Origin of the sequence: Kitasatospora cineracea, assembly GCF_003751605.1 — a bacterium.
GTDB lineage: Bacteria > Actinomycetota > Actinomycetes > Streptomycetales > Streptomycetaceae > Kitasatospora > Kitasatospora cineracea.
Map to the genome: position 1 here is coordinate 82,085 of NZ_RJVJ01000003.1, position 20,955 is coordinate 103,039.

17 protein-coding genes and 1 pseudogene are annotated in these 20,955 nt (G+C 75.1%); 2 read left to right on the forward strand and 16 right to left on the reverse strand.

The window, feature by feature from the left end; translation table 11 throughout:
* Window positions 1-56: 56 nt before the first annotated feature.
* The 4 genes from EDD39_RS34575 to EDD39_RS42415 all read right to left on the reverse strand — a co-directional run bounded on the left by EDD39_RS34575 (window position 57) and on the right by EDD39_RS42415 (window position 3,835).
* Window positions 57-890 (reverse strand): DUF1684 domain-containing protein, encoded by an 834-nt coding sequence (locus EDD39_RS34575; protein WP_123563560.1) that lies wholly within the window; start codon window positions 888-890, stop codon window positions 57-59.
* Window positions 887-2,272, reverse strand: coding sequence for an NtaA/DmoA family FMN-dependent monooxygenase (locus tag EDD39_RS34580; protein WP_123563561.1), 1,386 nt, complete (start codon window positions 2,270-2,272; stop codon window positions 887-889). Before EDD39_RS34580 ends, EDD39_RS34575 begins: the two co-directional genes overlap by 4 nt.
* Before the next feature lie 22 nt (window positions 2,273-2,294).
* A complete protein-coding gene (locus EDD39_RS34585) occupies window positions 2,295-3,560 on the reverse strand; it encodes an LLM class flavin-dependent oxidoreductase (protein ID WP_123563562.1) in 1,266 nt (421 codons plus the stop codon).
* 146 nt (window positions 3,561-3,706) lie between these two features.
* Window positions 3,707-3,835: a hypothetical protein gene (locus EDD39_RS42415; protein ID WP_279638471.1), complete on the reverse strand. Its 129-nt coding sequence runs from the start codon at window positions 3,833-3,835 to the stop codon at window positions 3,707-3,709.
* 513 nt (window positions 3,836-4,348) lie between these two features.
* On the opposite strand from EDD39_RS42415, the pseudogene EDD39_RS42880 reads away from it, so the two are divergent.
* Window positions 4,349-4,660 (forward strand): annotated as a pseudogene (locus EDD39_RS42880) (LLM class flavin-dependent oxidoreductase); the annotation flags it as partial.
* Between the two features lie 191 nt (window positions 4,661-4,851).
* Here EDD39_RS42880 and EDD39_RS34595 read toward each other — a convergent pair.
* The 12 genes from EDD39_RS34595 to EDD39_RS34650 all read right to left on the reverse strand — a co-directional run bounded on the left by EDD39_RS34595 (window position 4,852) and on the right by EDD39_RS34650 (window position 19,106).
* On the reverse strand, window positions 4,852-5,343 hold the full coding sequence (locus EDD39_RS34595) for a GNAT family N-acetyltransferase (RefSeq protein ID WP_123563563.1): 492 nt from the start codon (window positions 5,341-5,343) through the stop codon (window positions 4,852-4,854).
* 65 nt (window positions 5,344-5,408) lie between these two features.
* Window positions 5,409-6,551, reverse strand: a complete 1,143-nt coding sequence (locus EDD39_RS34600; RefSeq protein ID WP_123563564.1) for an aminotransferase class V-fold PLP-dependent enzyme — start codon at window positions 6,549-6,551, stop codon at window positions 5,409-5,411.
* 14 nt (window positions 6,552-6,565) lie between these two features.
* Window positions 6,566-7,615, reverse strand: a complete 1,050-nt coding sequence (locus EDD39_RS34605; protein ID WP_123563565.1) for a proline dehydrogenase family protein — start codon at window positions 7,613-7,615, stop codon at window positions 6,566-6,568.
* Window positions 7,615-8,793 carry a fatty acid desaturase family protein gene (locus tag EDD39_RS34610; RefSeq protein WP_123563566.1) on the reverse strand — a complete coding sequence of 393 codons (1,179 nt, stop codon included), beginning with the start codon at window positions 8,791-8,793 and terminating at the stop codon, window positions 7,615-7,617. The genes EDD39_RS34605 and EDD39_RS34610 overlap by 1 nt, the downstream gene beginning before the upstream one ends.
* A 55-nt stretch (window positions 8,794-8,848) precedes the next feature.
* Complete coding sequence (locus EDD39_RS34615) at window positions 8,849-10,783, reverse strand: prolyl oligopeptidase family serine peptidase (protein ID WP_123563567.1); 1,935 nt, start codon at window positions 10,781-10,783, stop codon at window positions 8,849-8,851.
* A 73-nt stretch (window positions 10,784-10,856) separates the two neighbouring features.
* Window positions 10,857-11,873 carry an enolase C-terminal domain-like protein gene (locus EDD39_RS34620; protein ID WP_123563568.1) on the reverse strand — a complete coding sequence of 339 codons (1,017 nt, stop codon included), beginning with the start codon at window positions 11,871-11,873 and terminating at the stop codon, window positions 10,857-10,859.
* Window positions 11,870-13,162 (reverse strand): ATP-grasp domain-containing protein, encoded by a 1,293-nt coding sequence (locus EDD39_RS34625; protein ID WP_123563569.1) that lies wholly within the window; start codon window positions 13,160-13,162, stop codon window positions 11,870-11,872. The genes EDD39_RS34620 and EDD39_RS34625 overlap by 4 nt, the downstream gene beginning before the upstream one ends.
* Before the next feature lie 41 nt (window positions 13,163-13,203).
* Window positions 13,204-14,475: an ATP-grasp domain-containing protein gene (locus tag EDD39_RS34630; protein ID WP_123563570.1), complete on the reverse strand. Its 1,272-nt coding sequence runs from the start codon at window positions 14,473-14,475 to the stop codon at window positions 13,204-13,206.
* 52 nt (window positions 14,476-14,527) lie between these two features.
* Window positions 14,528-15,103 carry a hypothetical protein gene (locus EDD39_RS34635; protein WP_148089584.1) on the reverse strand — a complete coding sequence of 192 codons (576 nt, stop codon included), beginning with the start codon at window positions 15,101-15,103 and terminating at the stop codon, window positions 14,528-14,530.
* A 6-nt stretch (window positions 15,104-15,109) separates the two neighbouring features.
* The gene (locus EDD39_RS34640; protein ID WP_123563572.1) at window positions 15,110-16,459 is read right to left on the reverse strand and encodes an MFS transporter; all 1,350 of its coding nucleotides are present in this window, start codon (window positions 16,457-16,459) and stop codon (window positions 15,110-15,112) included.
* The gene (locus EDD39_RS34645; RefSeq protein WP_123563573.1) at window positions 16,450-17,775 is read right to left on the reverse strand and encodes an ATP-grasp domain-containing protein; all 1,326 of its coding nucleotides are present in this window, start codon (window positions 17,773-17,775) and stop codon (window positions 16,450-16,452) included. Before EDD39_RS34645 ends, EDD39_RS34640 begins: the two co-directional genes overlap by 10 nt.
* A 44-nt stretch (window positions 17,776-17,819) precedes the next feature.
* Window positions 17,820-19,106 (reverse strand): ATP-grasp domain-containing protein, encoded by a 1,287-nt coding sequence (locus tag EDD39_RS34650; protein WP_123563574.1) that lies wholly within the window; start codon window positions 19,104-19,106, stop codon window positions 17,820-17,822.
* Window positions 19,107-19,327: 221 nt separating this feature from the next.
* On the opposite strand from EDD39_RS34650, the gene EDD39_RS34655 reads away from it, so the two are divergent.
* The gene (locus tag EDD39_RS34655; protein ID WP_123563575.1) at window positions 19,328-20,926 is read left to right on the forward strand and encodes an MBL fold metallo-hydrolase; all 1,599 of its coding nucleotides are present in this window, start codon (window positions 19,328-19,330) and stop codon (window positions 20,924-20,926) included.
* The last annotated feature ends 29 nt before the right edge of the window (window positions 20,927-20,955 follow it).

Sequence of the window (20,955 nt, forward strand, 5' to 3'; positions counted from 1 at the left end):
ACGGCCCGGTGCCCGCTTCGGACGGCCCGGTGCCGGCTTCGACGGCCCGGTGCCCGCTACGGCAGGCCGCCGCGCTCCAGCGGGATGCGCTCGCCGGCCTCGACCGCCGCCGGGAGGCGGTTCCCGGCGGGCGGCAGCGGGCAGGTCGCCAGGTCGGTGTAGACGCAGGGCAGGTTGGTGGCCCGGTTGAAGTCGACCGTGACCCGGCCCTGCCCGTCCGGCGCCGGGACGCTCAGCACCCGGTTGGCGGCGTACGTGGTGACGCCCGAGGTGGCGTCGGTGAACAGCACCTGGAGGCTGCCCGGCAGGTGGCCGTTGAACGCCGTCAGCCGGTGGGTGCCGCCGCCGTCGGGCAGGGTGAACTCGATCTCGCCCGGCGCGTCGTACACGTGCTGCAGGCCCTCGACGGCCGCGCCGACCGTCACCGGGCGCGGAGCCTCGAACGGCAGGTAGCGGCCGGTCACCGCCCAGCGCGGGTCCGGCGGGTACGCCGGGGTGCGGGTGAAGTCGCGCAGCAGCGGGTTGCCGGGGTGCCGGGGCCGGACGATGTCGCGGCCGCCGCGCTTGGCGACCTCGACCACCGCCTCGCCCGCCGCCGCGTACCGGCTGGAGCGCTCCGGCAGCACGCCGAAGCCGTACCGGCCGCGCACCGGCTCGCCGTCCAGCAGCAGTTCCTCGTCCGCGGCCAGCTCGACCCACACCCCGTCCGGGCCGGTCCACCAGGCGCCCGGCGCGTCCGGGAAGCGGGTCGGCCCGCCGTCCAGCCAGTGCAGCGAGGTGACGGCGAGGAAGCCGTGCGGGTCGGCCAGCGCGCGCTGGCTCGCGGCGTGCCACTCCTCCCACGCGCGGGTGAACTCCTCGGCGGTGGTGGGTTCCTGAACGGACGTCATATCGCTTCCTTCGCAGGGGTGTTGGTGAGGGGCGGCAGGTCGAGGTGCTCGCGCAGGGTGCTGCCCTCGTACTCGGTGCGGAAGACGCCGCGCTCCTGGAGCAGCGGCACCACGGTGTCGGCGAATTCGTCCAGGCCGCCCGGGGTCAGGTGCGGGGCCAGGATGAAACCGTCGCCGGCGTCCTCCTGGACGAAGCGGTTCATCTCCTCGGCGACCCGCGCCGGGGTGCCGATGAAGGACTGCCGGCCGGTCACCTCGATCAGCAGGTCCCGGACGGACAGCTTCTTCGCCTCGGCCAGCGCCCGCCACTCGCGGGCCACCGCCAGCGGGTCCCGGTTCATCCGGACCGAGGCCCGCCCCCGGGCCACCGTGTGCTCGCCGACCAGCGGGTCGACCGCGGGCAGCGGCCCCTCCGGGTCGAGGTCCGACAGGTCCCGGTTCCAGACCTGCTCCAGCAGCCGGATCGCGGTCTGCCCGCTCACCTGCCGGCGGCGGACCAGCGCCGCCCGCTCGTGCGCCTCCGCGTCGCTGTCGCCCAGCACGAAGGTCACCGCGGGCAGGATCTTCAACGACCCGGGCGGGCGCCCGTACCGGGCCAGCCGCCCCTTCACGTCCGCGTAGAACGCCTGCCCGGCGACCAGCGTGCCGTGCCGGGAGAAGATCGCGTCCGCCGAGGCGGCGGCGAACTCGCGGCCCTGCTCGGAGTCGCCCGCCTGGAAGACCACCGGACGGCCCTGCGGCGAGCGCGGCACGTCGAACCGGCCCGCGATGTCGAACTCGCTGCTGCGGTAGGCGAATTCACCCGCCTTCGGATCGCCCAGGAAAACCCCGGACGCCGGATCGGCCACCACCTCGTCCCCGCGCCAGGAGTCGAACAGCCGCCAGGACGCCTCCAGGAACTGCCGGGCCCGGGCGTACCGGTCCTCCTCGCGCAGGAAGCCGCCGCGCCGGAAGTTCTCCCCCGTGAACGCGTCCCAGGAGGTCACCACGTTCCACGCCGAGCGGCCCGCCGAGAGGTGGTCCAGCGAGGCGAACTGCCGCGCCACCTCGTACGGTTCGTTGAACGTCGAGTTGATCGTGCCGGCCAGGCCGAGCCGGTCGGTGACCGCCGCCAGCGCCGCCAGCACCGTGAAGGTGTCCGGGCGGCCGACCACGTCCAGGTCGTGGATCAGGCCGTTCTGCTCGCGCAGCCGCAGCCCCTCGGCCAGGAAGAGGAAGTCGAACTTCGCCCGCTCGGCGGTCCGCGCCAGGTGCGCGAAGGAGCTGAACTCGATCTGGCTGCCCGCCTGCGGGTCGCTCCACACCGTGGTGTTGTTCACGCCCGGGAAGTGCGCCGCCAGGTGGATCCGCTTGAGCGGCCTGCCGTTGTTCTCGTTGCCCATGTCGGTTGCGTTCCTTCGGAGTTCAGGCGGTGGCGGTGGCGGTGGGGGAGGTGGCGGCGTAGCGGTTGGCGGGGCGCGGCAGGCCCAGCAGGCCGCGCAGGGTGGACGCCTCGTAGGCGGTGCGGAACCGGCCCCGGCGCTGCAGCTCCGGCACCAGGCCGCGGGTGATCCGCTCCAGGTCGTCCGGCAGCACCCCCGGCCGCAGCCGGAAACCGGACAGCCCCGCTTCCGCCAACTCCTCCAGCAGATCGGCCAGTTCGGCCGGCGTCCCGGCGAACACCCGGGCGTCGCTGCGGTAGGCGGCGCCCGCCGCCGCGTCCAGCCGGGCCAGCCGCTCGGCCGCCGCGCCCGGCCGCTCCGCCAGGAACACCGCCAGGTCGGCGAAGACGTGCACCGTCTCCGCGGCCCGCCCGGCCTCCCGCTGGGCGGCCCGGATCTCGGCCAGGACCGCCCGGGCGTCGTCCGCGTCGTGCGGCGTCACGAAGGCCAGGTCGGTCGAACGGCCCGCCAGCCGGAACGGCTCGGCCCGGTGGGCGAGCGCCGCGACCAGCGGCTGGCCCTGCGGCGGGCGGGGCGTGATGGACGGGCCGCGCACCGAGAACCGGGGCCCGGCGAAGTCGATGTAGTGCAGCTTCTCCCGGTCGATGAACCGGCCGGTCGCCGCGTCCCGGATCTCCGCGTCGTCCTCCCAGCTGTCCCACAGCCGGCGCAGCACCTCCACGTAGTCCTCGGCCTCGCCGAACTCCGCGGCCAGGGCGGCCGCCGCGGCGGGGGAGTCCAGGTCGTCCGCCCGCAGCGCGGGCGCCTCGCGGCGGCCGAAGTGCCCGGCCTCGTCGACCCGCCCCGAGACCTTCACCCGCAGCCCGGCCCGGCCCCCGCTGACGAAGTCCAGGGTCGCCACCGCCTTCGACAGGTGGAACGGCTCGGTGTGCGTCACCACCGCCGTCGGCACCAGCCCGATGTGCCGGGTCAGCGGCGCGATCCGGGCCGCCACCAGCACCGCGTCCAACCGCCCCCGCACCCGGTCGGTCCGGGCGTCCGGCTCGAACGGGTGCTCCGACTGCAGGCTCAGCCCGTCCTCGAGGGTCAGCAGGTCGAGCAGGCCGTGCTCCGCCTCCGCCGCCAGGTCCGCCCAGTACCGGGCCGTGAACAGCTCCCCCGGCCGGGCCCCCGGCTCCCGCCACGCGGCGGGATGCCAGCCGGCGCCGTCCAGCGCGACGGCCAGGTGCAGCAGGGGAGCGGAGGCGGCGGAGGCGGGAGAGGCGGGTGCTGCCGGGGATGCGGGCATGGCGGACCGGTTCCTGTTCACGAGGGCCCCGGAGGTTCACGGGGATCACGGGGTGCACGGGGTGCGGGGGAGGAGGCGCGGGCGGACGCGTCGGGACGCCGGGACGCGTCGCCCAGGGCGGAGGAAGGGGTGCGGGCGGGGCGGACTCAGCCGACCGGGCAGCCCGGACAGAGCGCGGCGCTCACCCGCAGCAGGTCGACCGGCCGGTCGAGGTACACCTCGCGCTCCAGTGCCCGCACCGCCGTCACCTCCCCGTCCGCGACTTGCGGCACCACCCGGGCGCCGCCGTCCTCGCACCGTAACCCCGTACCCGGGCCCGGCACAACGCTGTTCACGCAGCGGTAACGAACCGCCGGATCCGGTGCCGCACAAGGCCGTTGACACCCCGCCCGGGGCCGTCCCGGCTTGGCCGCGACGGGACGGATCCGGGAGGTGGACGACGGTGCGGGCAGCGGAGCGCGCGGTGCACCTCGACCGGCCCGTCGACCTGCAGCGCGTCAGCAGCGCGCTCTGTCCGGCCGGTTGAACCAGCCCAGCGCCGACGTCCCCCTCCGCCGCACAGGAGCCGCACCGCCGTGCCCGCCACCACCGCCTTCCACTGGTTCCTGCCCACCGGCGGCGACGCCCGCGACCTGGGCGGCGCCGCCCACGGCACCGGCATCGGCGCCGCCGCCGCCCCGGTGGCCGCCGACCGCCCCGCCACCCTCGGCTACCTCACCCAACTCGCCCAGGCCGCCGACCAGTTGGGCTACGACGCGGTCCTCACCCCGACCGGCGCACACTGCGAGGACGCCTGGATCACCACCGCCGCACTGATCGCCGCCGGACAGCAGCGCCTGCGCGCCCTGGAGTCCGTCGGCCGGCGCCGGATGCTCGACCTGCACGGCGGCCGCCGCGACCGCCTGTGGATCGCCCCGAACCTCTGGGCCTGCATCGGCCTGGTCCGCGGCGGCGCCGGCACCGCCCTGGTCGGCAGCCACCGCGAGGTCGCCGCCCGCCTCGCCGAGTACCGCGACGCGGGCGTCGACGAGTTCGTCCTCTCCGGCTGCCCCCACCTCGAGGAGGCGTACACCTTCGCCGAACACGTCCGCCCGCTGCTCTGGCCCGAAGCACCCCGGGAAGGACCGGACTTCCCGCGGCCCGGGACGTTCGGCCCCTGCTCGCGCCGCCCCGCCCGGCCGTACGGTGGAGCCTCACCCGCAGGACGGGCCGGCGGGGCCGTGACACCCCGCCGGCCCATCGGGCGGACGGGGTGTCACGGCCGGTCCGGCTGCCCGGTGGGCCGCGGCGGTCAGGGCAGCGGACGGTGCATGATGTGCAGGCCGACGTAGCCCTTCTCCGGGTGCCGGAAGCCCTCCGGCAGGGTGCCCAGGACGGTGAAGCCCAGCGAGCGGTAGAGGTGGACCGCGTGGGTGTTGGTCTCGACCACCGCGTTGAACTGCATGCCCCGGTAGCCGGCCTCCCGGGCCCAGTCCAGGGAGTACTCGCACAGCGCCCGGCCCACCCCGCGGCCGGAGTGGGCGGGGTCGACCATGTAGCTGGCGCTCGCGGTGTGCGAGCCGTTGCCCATGTGGTTGGTGTTCATCTTCGCGGTGCCCAGCACCGTGCCGGCCCCGTCGACCGCCACCACGGTGCGGTTCGGCGCGGACAGCAGCCACCAGTCGCGGCCCTGTTCCCGGCCGAGGTCGAGCGGGTAGGTGAAGGTCTCGCCCGCGGCGACGATCCGGTGGAAGAACGGCCAGATGGCGGGCCAGTCCTCTGCGGTGGCTTCCCTGATCAGCATGCGCCCAGCATGCCCGGCCGGGCCGTCCGGCCGCCACCCTCCCCGCGGGTGGCCGGCGGGACGGTTCACCGGAGGCCGTGCAGGGCCCGGCCGAGCGCCTCCACGTCCTCGAGCGAGGTGTAGTGGTGCACCGAGAGCCGGACCGCGGTGTCGACGCCCCGGGCCGAGAGGTAGAGCGGGGTGTGGTCGCCGGAGATCTTCCAGCCGTTGATGCCGCGGGCCGCCAGCCCGTCCCGGACCTGCTCGGCGGAGAGGGAGCCGTGCCGGAAGGAGAGGATGCCGGACTGCTGCGTCCCCGGGGCCAGCAGCTCGGCGCCGGGCAGGCCGGCGACGCAGGCGTGCAGCGCCTCGACGACGTCCTTGCGGGGGAACGCCCCTCCCTCCTCGGCGAGTTCGAGGTGGTGGCCGAGCGCGGCGTGCAGCCCGAGCACCACGGCGGTGCTGCGCTCGCCCAGTTCCAGGGTGCGGGCGCTCCGCTCGTGCACGGTGACGGCGGTCGGCGAGCTGACCCGGGCCACGTGCAGGTCGGTGAAGTCGGGCAGCAGCGCGGCCCGCAACTCCGGGGTGGTGTAGGCGAACCCGCTGCCGCGCGGCCCGCAGAGGAACTTCCGCCCGGCCCCGGTGAGCAGGTCGCAGCCGATCTCGGCCACGTCCAGCGGGAGCTGCCCGACGGCCTGGCAGGCGTCCACCGCGTACCGGGCGCGGTACGGGGCGAGCAGCCGGCCGATCTCGGCGACCGGGTTGACGATCCCGCAGCCGGAGGGCACGTGGGTGACCGAGACCAGGGCGACCCGGTCGGAGAGGTGGGCCGCCATCCAGTCCAGGTCGAGGTTCCCGTCCGGGCGCAGCGGGATCGTCTCGATCGTGCAGCCGGTGCGGTCGCGCAGGTTGAAGTAGCCGATCAGGCTGCCCGCGTACTCGTACGGGGTGACCCAGATCAGGTCGTCCGGGCCGAGGTCGAGCCGGGAGACCACCCGCCACCAGGCGCGGGTGGCGCTGTCGAAGAGCGCGAGGTCGTCGGCGTCGGCGCCGAGGACCCGGCCGAGCCGCCGGTAGACGTCGTGCTGGAGGACCTCGTCGTGGTGCAGTTCGGTCTCGTAGCCGCCGGTGGCCGCTTCCCGGGCCAGGCAGTCGGCCATCGCGGTGGAGACCGCCGCGGGCATCAACCCGGCCCCGGCGGTGTTGAGGTGGATCAGCTGTCCGGTCATGGGTGTCCGCCCTGTCAGTAGTCGGCGCCGAAGGCGGCGGCGGAGGGGTCGGCGAGGTCGGCCAGGGCGCGCAGGGCCATGGCGGGGTGCTCGGCCAGCCGGTGCAGCAGGTGCAGCCACCAGCTCTGTCCGTACGTCGTGTAGACCCGGCAGGGGTAGCCGGCCTCCCGGTAGTGCCGCAGCAGCGCGGGGCGGACCCCGTGCAGCATCTCGATCTCCTCGGCCCCGGCCAGCAGACCGCGCCGCTCGGCGGCGGCCAGCAGCTCGGCGTGCTGGGTGGCCAGGGTGAGCCGGGCGCCCCCGTCGAGGGCGTGCGCGGCGAGGGCGAGGTAGCGCTCGTCGAGCTCGGGGCCGCGGCCGAGGGCGGTTCCCGGGTCCTCCGCGTAGACGCCCTTGACCAGCCGGATCCTGCGGCCGAGCGCGACCAGGCCGGGCAGGTCGCGCTCGGTGCGGTGCAGGTGGGCCTGGACGGTGATGCCGACGTTGGGGTGGTCGGCGGCCAGTTCGGCGAAGACCGGGAGGATCTCGTCGACCAGCTCGGAGCGCTCCATCGAGAGCACCACCTCGCTGCCGTGCGCGGCCGCCGCGGTGAGGATCCGCGCGGTGTTCCGCACGGCCAGCCCGCGGGAGACCAGCAGGCCGACGTTGGAGAGGTCGAAGCCGAGCTGGAGCGGCCCGGCGTCGGCGGCCAGCAGGTCCAGGTACGCCAGGACCACCTGTTCGATCTCGGCCTCGTCGCGGATCTCCTCGCCGACGTACTCGGCCGACACCCGGTACCCGCGGGCCCGGAGCAGGTCGAGCCGGGGGAGCAGCCCGGCCAGGTCGTCGGCGACCAGGTAGCGCCGGGCCGCCGGGTAGGCGAGCTGGCGCAGCAGCGAGCCGGGCTCGGCGAAGGCGCGCCGGCAGCGCTCGTCGGCGGCCAGCAGCCGCAGGCCCAGGCCCGCGTCCCGGTCGGACGCGGCGGGGACGGACGCGGCGGGGACGGTGGCGGCGGGGAGGGTGGCGTTCCGGTCGGACGCGGCGGGGACGGACACGGGCGGCAGGGTGGCGGGTGCCTCGGTCATCAGGGCCTCACGGTGGTCGGTTCGGACGGCTGGGGAACGGCGACGGTGACCTGCCCGGCGGCCAGCATCATCGACTGGGCGAAGGTGCGGTCCGCGGTGGTCGGGTCGCCGCCGCCGCGGCGCCAGGCGCGGTACTTGGCCGCGTAGCTGAGCACCGTCTCCTTGCCGCGCCGGGAGCGCGGGCGGCTGAGCACCCCCGCCCACAGGCCGTCCCAGCCCGCGTACGCCGGGTCGTCCAGCAGCAGCCGGTGGGCCCGGCTCAGGTTCCAGAACGGGATGCCCGCGTTGAGGTGGTGCACCAGGTGGAAGCGGTCGCCGTGCCGGCTGAGCAGGAAGGTCTCCAGGGCCCGGCCGTGCCGGTTGCGGGTCAGCAGCACCCGGGTGGACTCGCTCTCCGGCAGCGGGTAGTGCTCGGCCAGTTCGGAGAGCCAGCCGATGGCGATGTTGCTGGTCAGCAGCGGCACGAACCAGAACAGCAGCAGCTCGGTCAGCACCCCGAGCCAGCCGCAGAGGCCGAACACGGCGGCCCACTGGAACAGGAACAGCCACCGCTCGGTGCGCAGCGGCACCGGCACCGAGACCGCCAGGTCCGACTCCCGGGCCCACAGCCGGTCCCGGACCAGGTAGCGCAGGTAGTCCGCGGTGCGCAGCCCCAGCAGCGCGAGCAGCACCTCGCGGACCAGGAAGCCGCGGTCGCTGCGCTCCGGGTCGTAGAGCCCGCACTCCAGGTGGAAGCGGTAGTCCGGGTCGGCGTCCGCCTCGCCGAGGTGCCGGTGGTGCCGGCCGACGTGCGAGCTGCGGTACGGGCCGTACAGCTGGCCGACCAGGTAGCCGGAGAGGGCGGTGCCCGCCACCAGGTTGAGGGTCCGGTTCCGGGCCAGGCTCTTGTGGGCCGACTCGTGCAGGAAGTGGGCGAGGAAGCGCTGGGTCGAGCCGATCAGGACCACCGCGGCGGGGTAGGCCCAGTAGGAGCCCGCGACGCAGGCGGTGACGCAGAGCGCGACCAGGCCGTACTCGAAGGCGATCGCCAGCGGCGCGTGGTGGTTGTCCAGCCGGGTCAGGGCCTTGAGGCCCCGTCTGACCTGCAGTGGCAGGCGGTCGAAGTCGAGGTCGTCGAGGTCCGGGCGGCCGGGACCGGAGCGTTCCGTCCGCCCGGCCGAGGATCGTCCTGAGGGCATGTCGTGTTCCTCTGCGTGGAGGTGTCGGTGGGGACGGCCCGGGGACGGGCGGGCGTCACGGGGAGGGGCGGAAGACCGAGGCGTAGAGCGCGAGTTCGGCCTCCAGGGAGCGGACCACGGTGTCGGCGAGCCGGAAGCCGTGCCCCTCGGTCTCGAAGGTCAGGTAGCTGTGCGGGACCGCGGAGTCCGCGAGCAGCGCGAGCAGCCGCTCGGCCTGGGCCGGCGGGCAGACGGTGTCCCGCAGGCCCTGGAGCAGGACGAACGGGGCGCGGATCCGGCCGGCCCCCTCGACCGGCGAGCGCTCGGCGTAGCGGGCGCGCTGCTGCGGCCAGGCGCCGATCAGGCTCTCCAGGTACCGCGACTCGAAGTCGTGGGTGCCCCGGGTGCGCCACTGCTCGGCGTCCAGCACCGGGTAGTAGATGCCGGCCGCCCGGTACAGGCCGGGCTCGGCCGCCAGCGAGGCGGTGGCCGTCCAGCCGCCGGCGCTGCCGCCGCGGATCGCCAGCCGTTCCGGGTCGGCCAGGCCCTCGGCGGCCAGCGCCCGGGCCACCGTCGCGCAGTCGCGCACGTCGACCACGCCCCAGGACTCCCGCAGCCGCTCCCGGTACGCCCGGCCGAAGCCGGTGGAGCCGCCGTACTGGACGTCGACCACGCCGAAGCCCCGGCTGGTGAAGTAGCTGATCTCCTGGTTCAGCACCAGGTGGCTGCGGCTGGTCGGCCCGCCGTGGGCGAACACCAGGTACGGCGGCAGCTCGCCCTCCGGCCCGGTGTGCTCCGGGTGGTACGGGGGGTGCACGTGGGCGTGCACCGGCTCGCCGTCCGGCCCGGTGAAGGTGCGCCGGTAGGGCGTGGTGGCGTACTCCGGGTGGGCGGCGGACGGCGCGCGCAGCACCTCGGTGCCGCCGCCGTCCGGGTCGACCAGCACCACGGTGCGGCCCTGCCGCGGGCCGGCCGCGACGGCCGCGATCCGGCGGCCGTCGGTGGCCGGGAAGAACCACTCGGTGTACGACGACTCCAGGTCCTCCAGCCGCCCGTCCGGGGCGAGCAGGCCCAGCTGGCGGCCGCTGGTGCCGTGCACCACCGCGAGCCGGCCGTCCGGCAGCGGCAGGCACCAGCGCAGGCCGATCCGCCACAGCGCCTCGCCGAACTCCTCCGGCCGGGCGCACAGGTTGCGCCGCCCGCCGTCCGGGCCGATCCGGTGCACGTTCCACCAGCCGTCCGGGTCGGTGACGGCGTACAGGGCGCCGGAGCCGTCGGCCGCCCAGTCGGCCTGGGTGACCGACTCGCCGTCCCCGCCGGCCACCCGGACCGGCGCGGCCAGGGTGCCGTCCGGCTCGATCCCGGCCACCATCAGGTCGGTGCCGTCCCAGGGCATCGCCGGGTGGTTCCAGCCCAGCCAGGCGACCCGGCGGCCGCCCGGCTCGATCCGCGGGCCGGACAGGAAGTCGTGACCGCCCGTCAGGACCCGCACCGCCGCCGGGTCGTCGGCGGCCCGGCCGTCCAGCGGCAGCGCGACCAGGTGCCGGACCACCGAGGTGCCCGCGGCGTCGGCCACGGTCTCCCGCAGGCACCACACCTCCGCGCCGCGGACCGCGAAGTCCGCGTAGCGCAGCTCGGCCGCCCACGCCCCGGCGGGGCTCAGCGGCACCGGGTCGGCGCCCGGGCGCCAGCGGTAGACCCGCTGGTCGTCCCAGTGGGTGAAGACGACGCCGTCCTCGGCCCGGCCGGACAGCGCCAGCCAGGGGCGGCCGCCGTACTCGATCACCCGGCTGCGGACGTCCCAGCCGGGCGGCAGGGCCGGGGCCGGGCCGTCGGCGGTGCGGCGGGTCAGGACGCTGCGCCCGCCCTCCTGCGGGCGGGCCTCCGTCCACCACACCTCCTCGCCGACGAAACCGGTCCATTCGAGCAGGGCCTCGCCCTGCGCGACCTGCGCCGCCTCCAGCGGGGAGGTCCAGGTGCCGTACGGCAGCGGCTCGGTGACGTGCTGCATGGTGCGCTGACTCCTCGTGGGTGGCGAGTGCTCCGGGTGCGGGTGCGGGTGCGGTGGGCGGCGCGGGGCGGCGTCAGTACCGGATGGCGGGGATGCCGGGGCGGGAGCTGTCCAGGCGGTAGCCGAGCACCGGCGGGTCGTCGCAGAGCCAGAAGTGCCCGTCCAGGTCGGTCCAGTCGCACAGGCCGGCCAGCTGCGCCGCGTAGGCGATCGACCGGGGCGGCTCCAGGAAGCAGCCGAGCATCCGGGCGGTGCCCCGGTCGGCGAGGTGGCGCAGCGCGTCCAGGCCGGGCAGCAGGCCGCCGAAGCGCATCAGCTTGACGTTGGCGCCGTCGGCGGTGCGGGCGGCCCGCTCCACCGCGGCCCGGCTGTCGATGCCCTCGTCCAGCAGGACGGTGGTGCCGGGCAGCGCGGCCCGCACCTCCGGGAGCAGCGCGTCGTCGCGCACCGGGTCCTCCAGGACGGCGGGCGCGACCTGCTGCAGCAGCGGGCGCACCTCCTCCCACTCGGCGCGCCCCCAGCCCCGGTTGACGTCCAGCACCACCGGGCCGGCCACGCCGACCAGGCCGCGCAGCACCTCCCGGTCCCGCGGGCCGCCGAGCTTGATCTTCACCGGCCGGACGGCCGCCGGGATCTCCTCGTCGATCGGGACGGTGTGCAGCAGCCGGACCGGTCCGGGCTCGGGCAGGTCGAGCAGCCGCCAGACCGGCAGCCCGGCGGTCCGGGCGGCCCGGTCCAGGAAGGCCATCTCGACCAGCATCCGGGCCGGGGCGCTGAACTCCGCGGCCGCGCCGGCCAGCAGCTCGCCGAGCCGGTCGGGCGCCTCGGTGCCGCTCGCCCGGGTCAACTCGCCCGCCAGCAGCCGGGCTTCGGCCGCGATGGCCGGGCCGTCCTGGCCGTAGCCGAGGTCCGCGGCGATCTCGCCCTCGCCGCGGACCCGGCCGCAGGAGCCGATCAGCCGGAGCCGGACCCGGTCGACGGTGGCGATGGTCATGTGCGAGATCCGGAACGGGCGGTCCAGCCGGTGCGGGACCACCGCCACGTCGGCCTGCAGGCCGACGCGGCCGGTGCCGGTGGTGGTGCCGGTCATGCCCCGGCCTCCTCAGCGGACTCCGCGCCGGACGGCTCCGCGCCGGACGGCTCCTCGGTGACGAAGCGGACCGAGTCGGCCAGCTCCCGGGCCAGCCGCTCGGCCGCGGCCGGGCTGTCCGCGCCGACCACGACCGCGCCCACCCGGTCCTGCCCGGAGCGGAACGGGTTGATCACGTCGCCGGGTCGCACGGTCAGTTCGGCGTACAGCAGGCCGGGGTGCGCCAGCACCTCGTCCCAGCCCTCGACCGCGACCAGCCGCCCGGGCCCGGGCGCGAGGAAGCGGCTGGCGGCGGCCCGGGGGGCGGCGGCCGGCAGTTCGACCGGGCGGCCGAGCGCGTCGTCCAGGATGTGGCCGAAGAACTCCAGGCCGGGGAAGACGTGCGGCAGCATGGTGTGGATCCAGCCGCCGCCGATCCGGCCGTGCACCTCGCCGAGGACCACGCCCCGGGCGGTGAGCCAGAGTTCGACGTGGAAGGCGCCGAACCGCAGGCCGAGCGCGGTCAGTGCGGCCCGCACCTGCCGGTCGATCTCGGCCCGGTCCGCCTCCGGCAGCGCGGCGGGCAGCACGTGGGCGACCTCGACGAAGAACGGCGGCGGGAGCTTCTCCTTCGCGGTCACCGCCAGCACGGTGGGCTCCCCGCCGAGGAACAGGCCCTCCACGCTGAACTCCGGGCCGTCCACGAACTCCTCGACCAGGAACGGGTTCCGGTTCGGCAGCAGCCCGATCGCGGCCGCCAGGCCGTCCGGGCCGTCCACCCGGCTGACGCCCTGGCTGCCCATCGCGTCCCGGGGCTTGACCACCCACGGGCCGGTGCTCTGCGCGAGGAAGACCCGGGCCCCGGCCTCGTCGGCGCACAGCCGCACGGCGGGCTGCGGGAAGCCGGCCGCGGCCAGCGCGGCCCGGCAGGCGTCCTTGGTGCGGATCCGGCGGACCGCCTCCGGCGGGTTGCCGGGGGCGCCGAGCTCGGCGGCGACCTCGGCCGCCGCGACCTGGGCCATCTCGCGGACCGCGAGCGCCACGTCGAAGCGCTCGCCCTCCGCGCGCCGGGCCGCCGCCCACTTCGCGCTGCCCGCCGGGTCCTCGAAGTCGACCGCGCTCGCCGCGTCGGCGGCCCCGGACACCTCCGGGGTGGCGGCCACGGTGGCCTCCTGGTTGGTGACGTGGGTGCGCAGGCCGCGGGCCCGGGCCTGGGCCAGGGCCTGCACGGCCACGTCGACGCTGAGCGGGTTGGGCGCGGCGCCGCCGACCAGGAGCAGCTGCGGCGGAGTGCCTTCGGTGGTGGTCATGCTGGAGAACTCCCGCGTGGTGGTGAGGGGTTGGCGTGGGGTCAGCGCAGTCGGAAGACCTGGTCCTTGATCCGCTGGATGTGCAGGTAGTCGCGCTCGACCTGGGCGGCGGAGTCGCCTGCCATGAAGATCCGCAGGCTGCTGGTGTAGAGGTCGACGGTCGGCCGGATCCGGCCGCCCTCCTTGATCTTCACGTTGAGGCCCCGGACGGTCTCCAGGCCCTCGATCTCGGCCAGCACGTCCTGGTCGTAGCCGTCCACCACGCCGTCGAGCTCGGTGGGCGTGGTGTAGAGCCAGGTCTCCCGCAGCTTGCGGAAGTTCCGGTCCGCGTACCGCTCCAGGAACTCCGCCGGGCGGACGGCGGCCAGCGCGGTCAGGTCGGCCTGGTTCGCCCCGAGGCACTCGTCGTGGTACGCGGGGTTCATCCCGCCGGCCAGCCGGGCGCCGACCTCGACCAGGGCCGGGCCGTCGGCGGTGATGATCACCTCGGCGTGGGTGGGCCCGAAGACGATGCCGAGCGCCCGCAGCGCGGTGTCCATGTAGGCGATCAGCTCGGCCACCCGCGGGTCCTGGTGGTCCAGGACCAGCTCGTAGTCGTAGATGTTGTGGGTGCCGATCAGCTTCTTGCGGTACTGCCAGACCCCGCAGGTGTAGCGCCGGCCCTCGCAGGAGACCGTGTCGACCACGTACTCCTCGCCCACCAGGTAGGACTGGACGAGGACTTCGAGGTTCGGCTCGTCGAAGACGGTGCGGGTGGCGAGCACCGCCTCGGCGGCCTTGCGGACCTCGGCCGCGTCCCGGCAGATCGCCACGCCGTCGGCGGCCGCCGAGGTCAGCGGCTTCACCACCACGGGGTACTCGCCGCGCCGCTCGGCCCACTCGGCCAGCTCCTCGGGGCGGCCGCTCCTGAACTGCTCGGCGCAGCGGACCCCGGCCCGCCGCAGCGCCTCGATCATCTCGTACTTGTCCCGGCGGGCGGCCGACTGCGCGCTGCCGTTGGTGGGCAGCCCGAGCAGCTCGGAGAGCCGGTCGGCCAGCGGCACCCCGGGCTCCTGGCCGGCCACCACGGCCACCGGCCGGTACGCGGCCAGCTGCCGGGCGGTCTCCTCGGGGGAGTCGCAGACCAGGTTCGCCAGGTAGGCGCCGAGGTCCGGGGCGAGCATCGTGGTCATCAACTCGGGGGTGCTCTGCACGTGGACGACGTCCGCGCCCTTGCGGGCGAAGGCCGGCGGCAGGTAGTTGCCGGTGGTGTAGCCGTCGACGAGCACCACGACCGGGCGGCGGCCCTGCGCGGTCGGCTCCTGGGCGGTCATGCGGACTCCCTGCTGATCGGTGGGGTGGGACGGAAGGGGAGGGCGGGGGCGCTCACTCGACCTTGGTCATGGTCAGGTGGATCCGGGTGGTGCCGCCCGCGTTGTACGCGGAGTGGTGCAGCCTGGTGTTCAGCAGGTGCACCCGGCCGTCGGTCGGCACGTGGTAGGTGTGGCCGGTGCGGAACAGCAGCCGGCTGTCCTCGTTGCTGACGATCGCCACGTGCGCCACCCGGGAGGCGTCGGTGTGCATGTGGTAGATCTCGCCCGGGTGCAGCGGCACCAGGCGCATCCGGCCGATCCGGAACGGCAGGCTCTGGTACAGGTGGTGGAAGTAGGTGTCCTTCAACTCCTCGTTGAAGAACGCGAACTCGGACTCCTCGAAGTGCTTCTCGCCGGTCTTCTGGTCGAACTGGCCGGTGCCGGCGTCGTGCCAGGGGTCGGCCGCACCGGCCCGGTGGGTCAGGCCGAGGCGGCGCAGCCGGTGCTCGGGGTGCTCCGGGTCGGTGACCGGCACCCGGTCCACGACCTGCTGGTAGGCCCGCAGGATCTCCTGGTGGTCGAACTGCAGGCCCGGGACGAGCTCCAGCATGTCCTGGCCGAGCGACTGCGGTTCGGTCACGGTCGTCATCTCCGGTCACGCCTCTCTGGTGGTCGGGGCCGCCGCCTCGGCGGCCTTGCGCAAGGAACGGGCGATGAGCGGCCGGCAGCCCGCGCCGACGGCCAGGAAGCCCAGGCCGAGGGCGAGGAAGCCGGGCGGGCCCCAGGTCAGCGCGAGCGCGCCGAGCACGGCGGGGGCCAGCGCCTCGGCGACGCCCGCGCCGAGGCCGAAGACCCCGGAGTACTCGCCCTGGGCGTGCGGGGCGGCGAGGCCGAAGGAGTACTCCATGGAGGCCGCGGCGTGCCACAGCTCGCCGAAGGTGTAGACGGCGACCGCGGCCAGCAGCAGCGCCACCGCCACCCAGGCGGAACGGCCGCTCGCGCCGGCCATCATGACCAGCCCGGCCAGCACCGCGGCCCCGGCGTACCGCATCCGGGTGCCCGCCGCCCCGGTGTCGTCCACCCCGCGGCTGACCCGCACCTGGAGGCCGATCACCAGCACCGTGTTGAGCAGCAGCGCGCCGGAGACCATCCAGCGCGGCGCCGCGGTGTGGTCGACGACCCACAGCGGCAGCAGGAAGGTCGGCACCGCGTAGTGCAGCGACATCAGCGAGTTGAGCACCGTCGCGGTCAGGTAGGGGCGGTCCCGCAGCGCCTCCCAGCGGCGCCGGCCGCCGGGCACCGGCAGCGGGGCCGGCCGGGGCAGCCGCAGCAGCGCGAGCGCGCTGCCCGCGAAGCCCACCGCCCGGCCGCCGACCAGGCACAGGTACGCCGGGGCGGAGTCGAGCTGGATGCCGATCCCGGCGATCAGCGCGCCCAGCGCGATCGCCAGGTTGGTCGAGGAGCGCAGGTAGGCCCGGAAGACCGTCGGGTTCTCCCCGCCGAAGCTGCGCACCAGCGGCGCCTGGCTGGACTTGCCGGCCGCGAAGACCACGCCGAGCAGCACCGAGACCAGCAGGTACGGCCAGAAGGTGCGCACCACCAGGTAGCAGGCCACCGTGGCGGCCCCGACCAGCATCACCGCGATCTGGGTCTCCCGGGCCCCCCACCGGTCGGCGATCCGCCCGGCGACCAGCCCGGCCGCCAGCCCGGCCATCGCCCCGCAGAACAGCCCGGTGGCGACCTGGGCCATCGGCAGGCCGACGATCCGGGTGAAGTACAGCACGCTGCTGGTCATGAACATCCCGGCGCCCAGCGAGTTCACGAAGCTCCCGGCCGCCAGCGCGCGCTGCTCCGCGGTCTCCGGCAGCAGCCGGGCCAGCGGGCCCCGCTGCCACCGTCCCCCGGCCGCGGGCCCCCCGGCGGCCGGGACGTCGTCCTCGACGGCCGAGCCCTCGCCGACGGCCGCGTCCCCGTCGACGGCCCGGGCGTTCCCGGTCAGTCCCACAGGGCGTCCCGGTAGTCCTGCTCCGGCCAGGTCTCGCGCTGCCAGGCGCGCAGCTCGCGGATCGAGCCGCCGTACGGGGCGACCACCGTGCGCTCGGCGAACCAGGCGCGCAACTCGGCCAGCCGGGCCTGCAGTTCGTCCTCCGAGTCGGCGGCGACCAGCACCTGGCCGAGCTTCTGGTTGGTGGAGCCCAGGCCGTCGGCGAACTGGCCGCCGAACGGGAACTCCACCCGGGCGAACTCCACGCCGGGCTGGGCCCGCAGCTCGGCCGGCGAGGGGCAGCTGATCAGGGTGCCCGGCCGGCCCGGCAGGTACGTCCCGCCGATGGTCTCCGGCCGCACCACCACGTTCAGTTCGGGCCGGCGGCCGAGCGCGGCGAACAGCTGCGCGGCGCCCAGGTGGACGTTGAACTTGGCCTGCAGCTCCTCGTGGATCAGCGCCCCGCCGCGCCGGGAGGCGCACTCGCCGAACGCCAGCCCGTGCTCCGGGTGGTGGAACAGCTCCATGTGGAAGGCGCCGTTGCGCAGGCCGAGCGCCTCGATCGCGCGCCGGACGAACGGGTCGCCGAGCTCGTACGCCCAGGACTCGGACTTCGGGTCGAAGCGGCGCAGCCGCAGCGGCAGCCCCTGCTCGACCACGGTCAGGCACGGGTCGCCGTAGGTGCCGAGCGCGTGGAAGACGATCTCGCCCTCGAACACCACGCCGTCCGCGACCCACTCGTCGCCCTCGACGAACTCCTCGAGCGCGAAGGTGCGCTGGGCGGTCTTCTCCTTGCGGTACTGGCGGCTGCGCTGCTCCAGGTCGGCCAGCGAGGCGACCACCGAGGTGCGGGCGGTGGCGGCGCCCGCGATCGGCTTGAGCACCGCCCGCGGGTAGGGCAGCTCGGTGACGGCCGAGACGTCGTGGACGTCGTCGATCACCGTGACCCGGGCGGTGCGCAGCCCGGCCGCGGCGATCCGGCGCTTCTGCAGCGACTTGTCGCGGAAGTGCGCGGCGGTGACCGGGTCGATGCCGCGGCAGCCGAGGTGCTCGGCGACCAGGCCGGCCGTCACCATGGCCCACTCGTCGGAGGTCAGCACCGCGTCGTACTCCCGGTCGGCCAGGCCGGCCCGGTGCAGGGCGGTCAGGACGGCCTCGGCGCTGCTCTGGTCGTCGACCCGGAGCACCGTGAACTGCTCGGGGACCGGGACGATGCCGTAGTCGTAGGCGGTGGAGCCCCAGATCACCACGGCGTCGACGCCGTGGCGCACGCAGGCCTGCATCACGTACTTGTCGGTGCCCAACAGCAGGACCGTTGGCCGTCGTTCGGTGTCCATCGGGTGGCTAACCTCTCCTCGGGGGGCTTGCGGCGGGCGGGTCGTCACGCCTCGGCCGGGGTCTCGGCCAGCTGGTAGACCGCGTCCTTCAGGGTCTGGATGGTCCGGTGGTCGGCCCGCAGCGACTCCGCGTCCGGGCCGGTCATGAAGATCCGCAGCGGGCTGGTCAGCAGGTCCGTGGTGGGGCGCAGCCGCTTGCCCGGGGCGAGCTTGACGCCGACCAGGTGGACGGTCTCCAGCGCGGCGATCTCGTCGACCGCCGCCTGGTCGACCGCGGCCACCTCGCCGTCCAGCTCGGTGCGGGTGTTGTGCACCACGGCCTCGCGGTGCTTGGTGTAGACCCGGCCGGCGTAGCGGTCCAGGAACTCCTGCGGGCGGGTGTACGCGAGCGCCGTCAGGTGGGCCTGGTTGGTGCCCAGGCAGGCGTCGTGGAAGCCCGGGTTCATATTGCCGTTCAGCCGGGCGCCGATCTCGACCAGCGCCGGGCCCTGCGGGGTCAGCATCACCTCGGCGTGCGCCGGGCCGTGCTCGATGCCCAGCGCCCGCAGCACCTCCAGCACGTAGGCGACCAGCTCCGGCACCGGCTCGGCCCGCGGGTCCAGCAGCACGTCCCGGTCGTAGATCCGCCGGCCCGAGGGCAGCTCGGTCTTCTCGTACTCCCACACCCCGCACACGTAGTGCGCGCCGCCCACCCCGACGGTGTCCACGATGTACTCGGTGCCCGCCAGGAACGACTGGACCAGCGCCTCGGTGTTGCGGCTGCCGAAGATGTCGGTCGCGGCCAGCACCCGGCGGGCCGCGGCCGCCACCTCCGCGGCGCTCCGGCAGACGTACACGTGGTCGGTGGAGGCCGAGCTGAGCGGCTTGACGACGGCCGGGAACCCGCCCTCGGCCTGCGCCCAGGCCGCCAGCGCGTCCGGGTCGGCGCCCTTCGACTGCCGGGCGCAGCGCAGCCCGGCGGCCCGCAGGGCCTCGATCATCTCGTACTTGTCGCGGCGCGCGGCCGACAGCGCCGAGCCGTTGCCGGGCAGCCCGAGCAGCTCGCCCAGCCGGTCCGCCAGCGGCACCCCGGGCTCCTGGCCGGCCAGCACCGCGACCGGCTCCAGCGCGGCGAGCGCGGCCACCGTGCCCGGCAGCCCGTCCTCGCCGGAGAGCACGTAGCGCTCCCGGTAGGCGGCCGGGTCCGGCTGCAGCATCGTCAGCATCGGCTCGGGGGTGCTCTGCACGTGCACCACCTCGACCCCGAGGGCCGCGAAGGCCGGGGGGAGGAAGGCGCCCGTGGAGTAACCATCCACGATCACGGCGGTGGCGGGCCGGTGGACCGCGGTCATGGGTCCCCTCGCTCTCGTTCGTCGGGTGGGGCGGCACGGCAACGCTCCCAGCGCCGCCCTCCCCGCACATGGGGGCCGCGCCCCCAGATTCCGTCCGGACCGGTGTTCGGAATCTGGGAGCCGCCTCCCCATGCGTCCGGCCCGGCCCCCGGGCCAGAGTGGGCGCCGCCACCCGACCGTCACGTTCGAACGTGCCTCCGCGGCACGGATGGAGACCCCGCATGCGCGCCTACCTCTCGCCGGCCACCGTCGTGCAGCCACTGGTCCACCGCTGGTACGCGGTGCCGTTCGTGGCCGCGCCGCACACCGGCGCGCTCAACCTGGTCAAGCGCCACCTGCCGGCCCTGCGCGGCTACCTGAAGAACCCCCAGCAGCACGCCCGCGCGCTGGCCGACCCGAGCATGTTCGGCGCCCCGTTCATCGACCCCGGCCCGGCCGGCCCGCAGGGCGTCGCCGACCTGCTGGAGCGCACCCTGGCCGCGGGCGAGGCCCGGATCCGGCTGGCCGAGGACATCGACACCATGCGGGCCACCCTGGCCAAGAACGGCGACGGCCGCGCCCTCGCCCCGCTCTACCAGGACCTGCCGCCCAGCCTGCGCGGCACCACCGAACTGGTCTACGACACCGCGAACAACGCCGGACTGCGGTTCTTCGAGAGCCTGCTCTACCGCACCCCGGCGACCGAACCGCACGCCCAGACCGTCTCCCTGCTGGAGCGCCACGACCAGGCGCAGCCCTTCGTCTACAGCTCGCCGGTCCTGCCCGCCCCCGGCCGCACCGACCTGCAGGTGCCGTTCGCCTCCGAGCTGCTGGACGAACTGTTCGCGGCCCGGCTGCGACCGGTGGACGTGGAGGAGCTCGCGGCGAAGTTCGGCCTGGACGAGGACGCCCGGGCGGGCTTCCGCCGCCTGTTCACCGAGCAGGAGCCCCGGCGCTACGCGCCCAACCGGACCGGCGGGGTGCGGATGCAGTACTTCGGCCACGCCTCGGTGCTGCTGGACCACGACGGCTTCACCGTGCTCACCGACCCGACCCTCGGCTACGACGGCGACGGCTTCGAAGGCCACTTCACCATCGCCGACCTGCCCGAGACCATCGACGTCGTGGTGCTCAGCCACGGCCACTCCGACCACTTCTCGCTGGAGACCCTGCTCCAGCTCCGGCGCCGGATCGGCACCATCGTGGTCCCGCGGTCCTCCGGCGGCAGCCTGGCCGACATCGGCCTGCGCTCGATGCTGGAGCACTTCGGCTTCCGCAACGTGGTCGAACTCGCCGACATGCAGAGCCTGCAGGCCGGCCCGGCCACCATCACCGCGCTGCCCTTCCTCGGCGAGCACGGCGAACTCGACATCCGCGCCAAGATGGTGCCGATGGTCCGGCTCGGCGGCCGCGGCTTCCTGTTCGCCACCGACACCTCGCCGATCGACCCCACCCTCTACGACCTGGTGGCCCGGGAGATCGGCACCGTCGACGCCCTGTTCATCGGCCTGGAGTGCGTCGGCGCCCCGCTGACCTGGCTCTACGGCCCGCTGCTGGACACCCCGATCTCCCGCGAGCACAGCCTCGAACGCGGCCTCAAGGGCTCCTTCGCCGAGCCCGCCGACCAGCTCGCCCAACGGCTCGGCGCCCAGCAGATCTTCGTCTACGCGCTGGGCATCGAACCCTGGCTCAAGCACCTCACCGGCTGCTGGTTCGACCCGGAGGCCGAACAGCTGCGCCAGGAGGTCATCCTGCGCGACCTGGCCGGACAGCGCGGCGTCCGCTCCGAACTGCTCTACCTCACCGCCGAACGCTCCTGGCCGACCGCCCCGCAGCACTGACCGGCGGCCCGCAGGAACGCCCGGCCGCC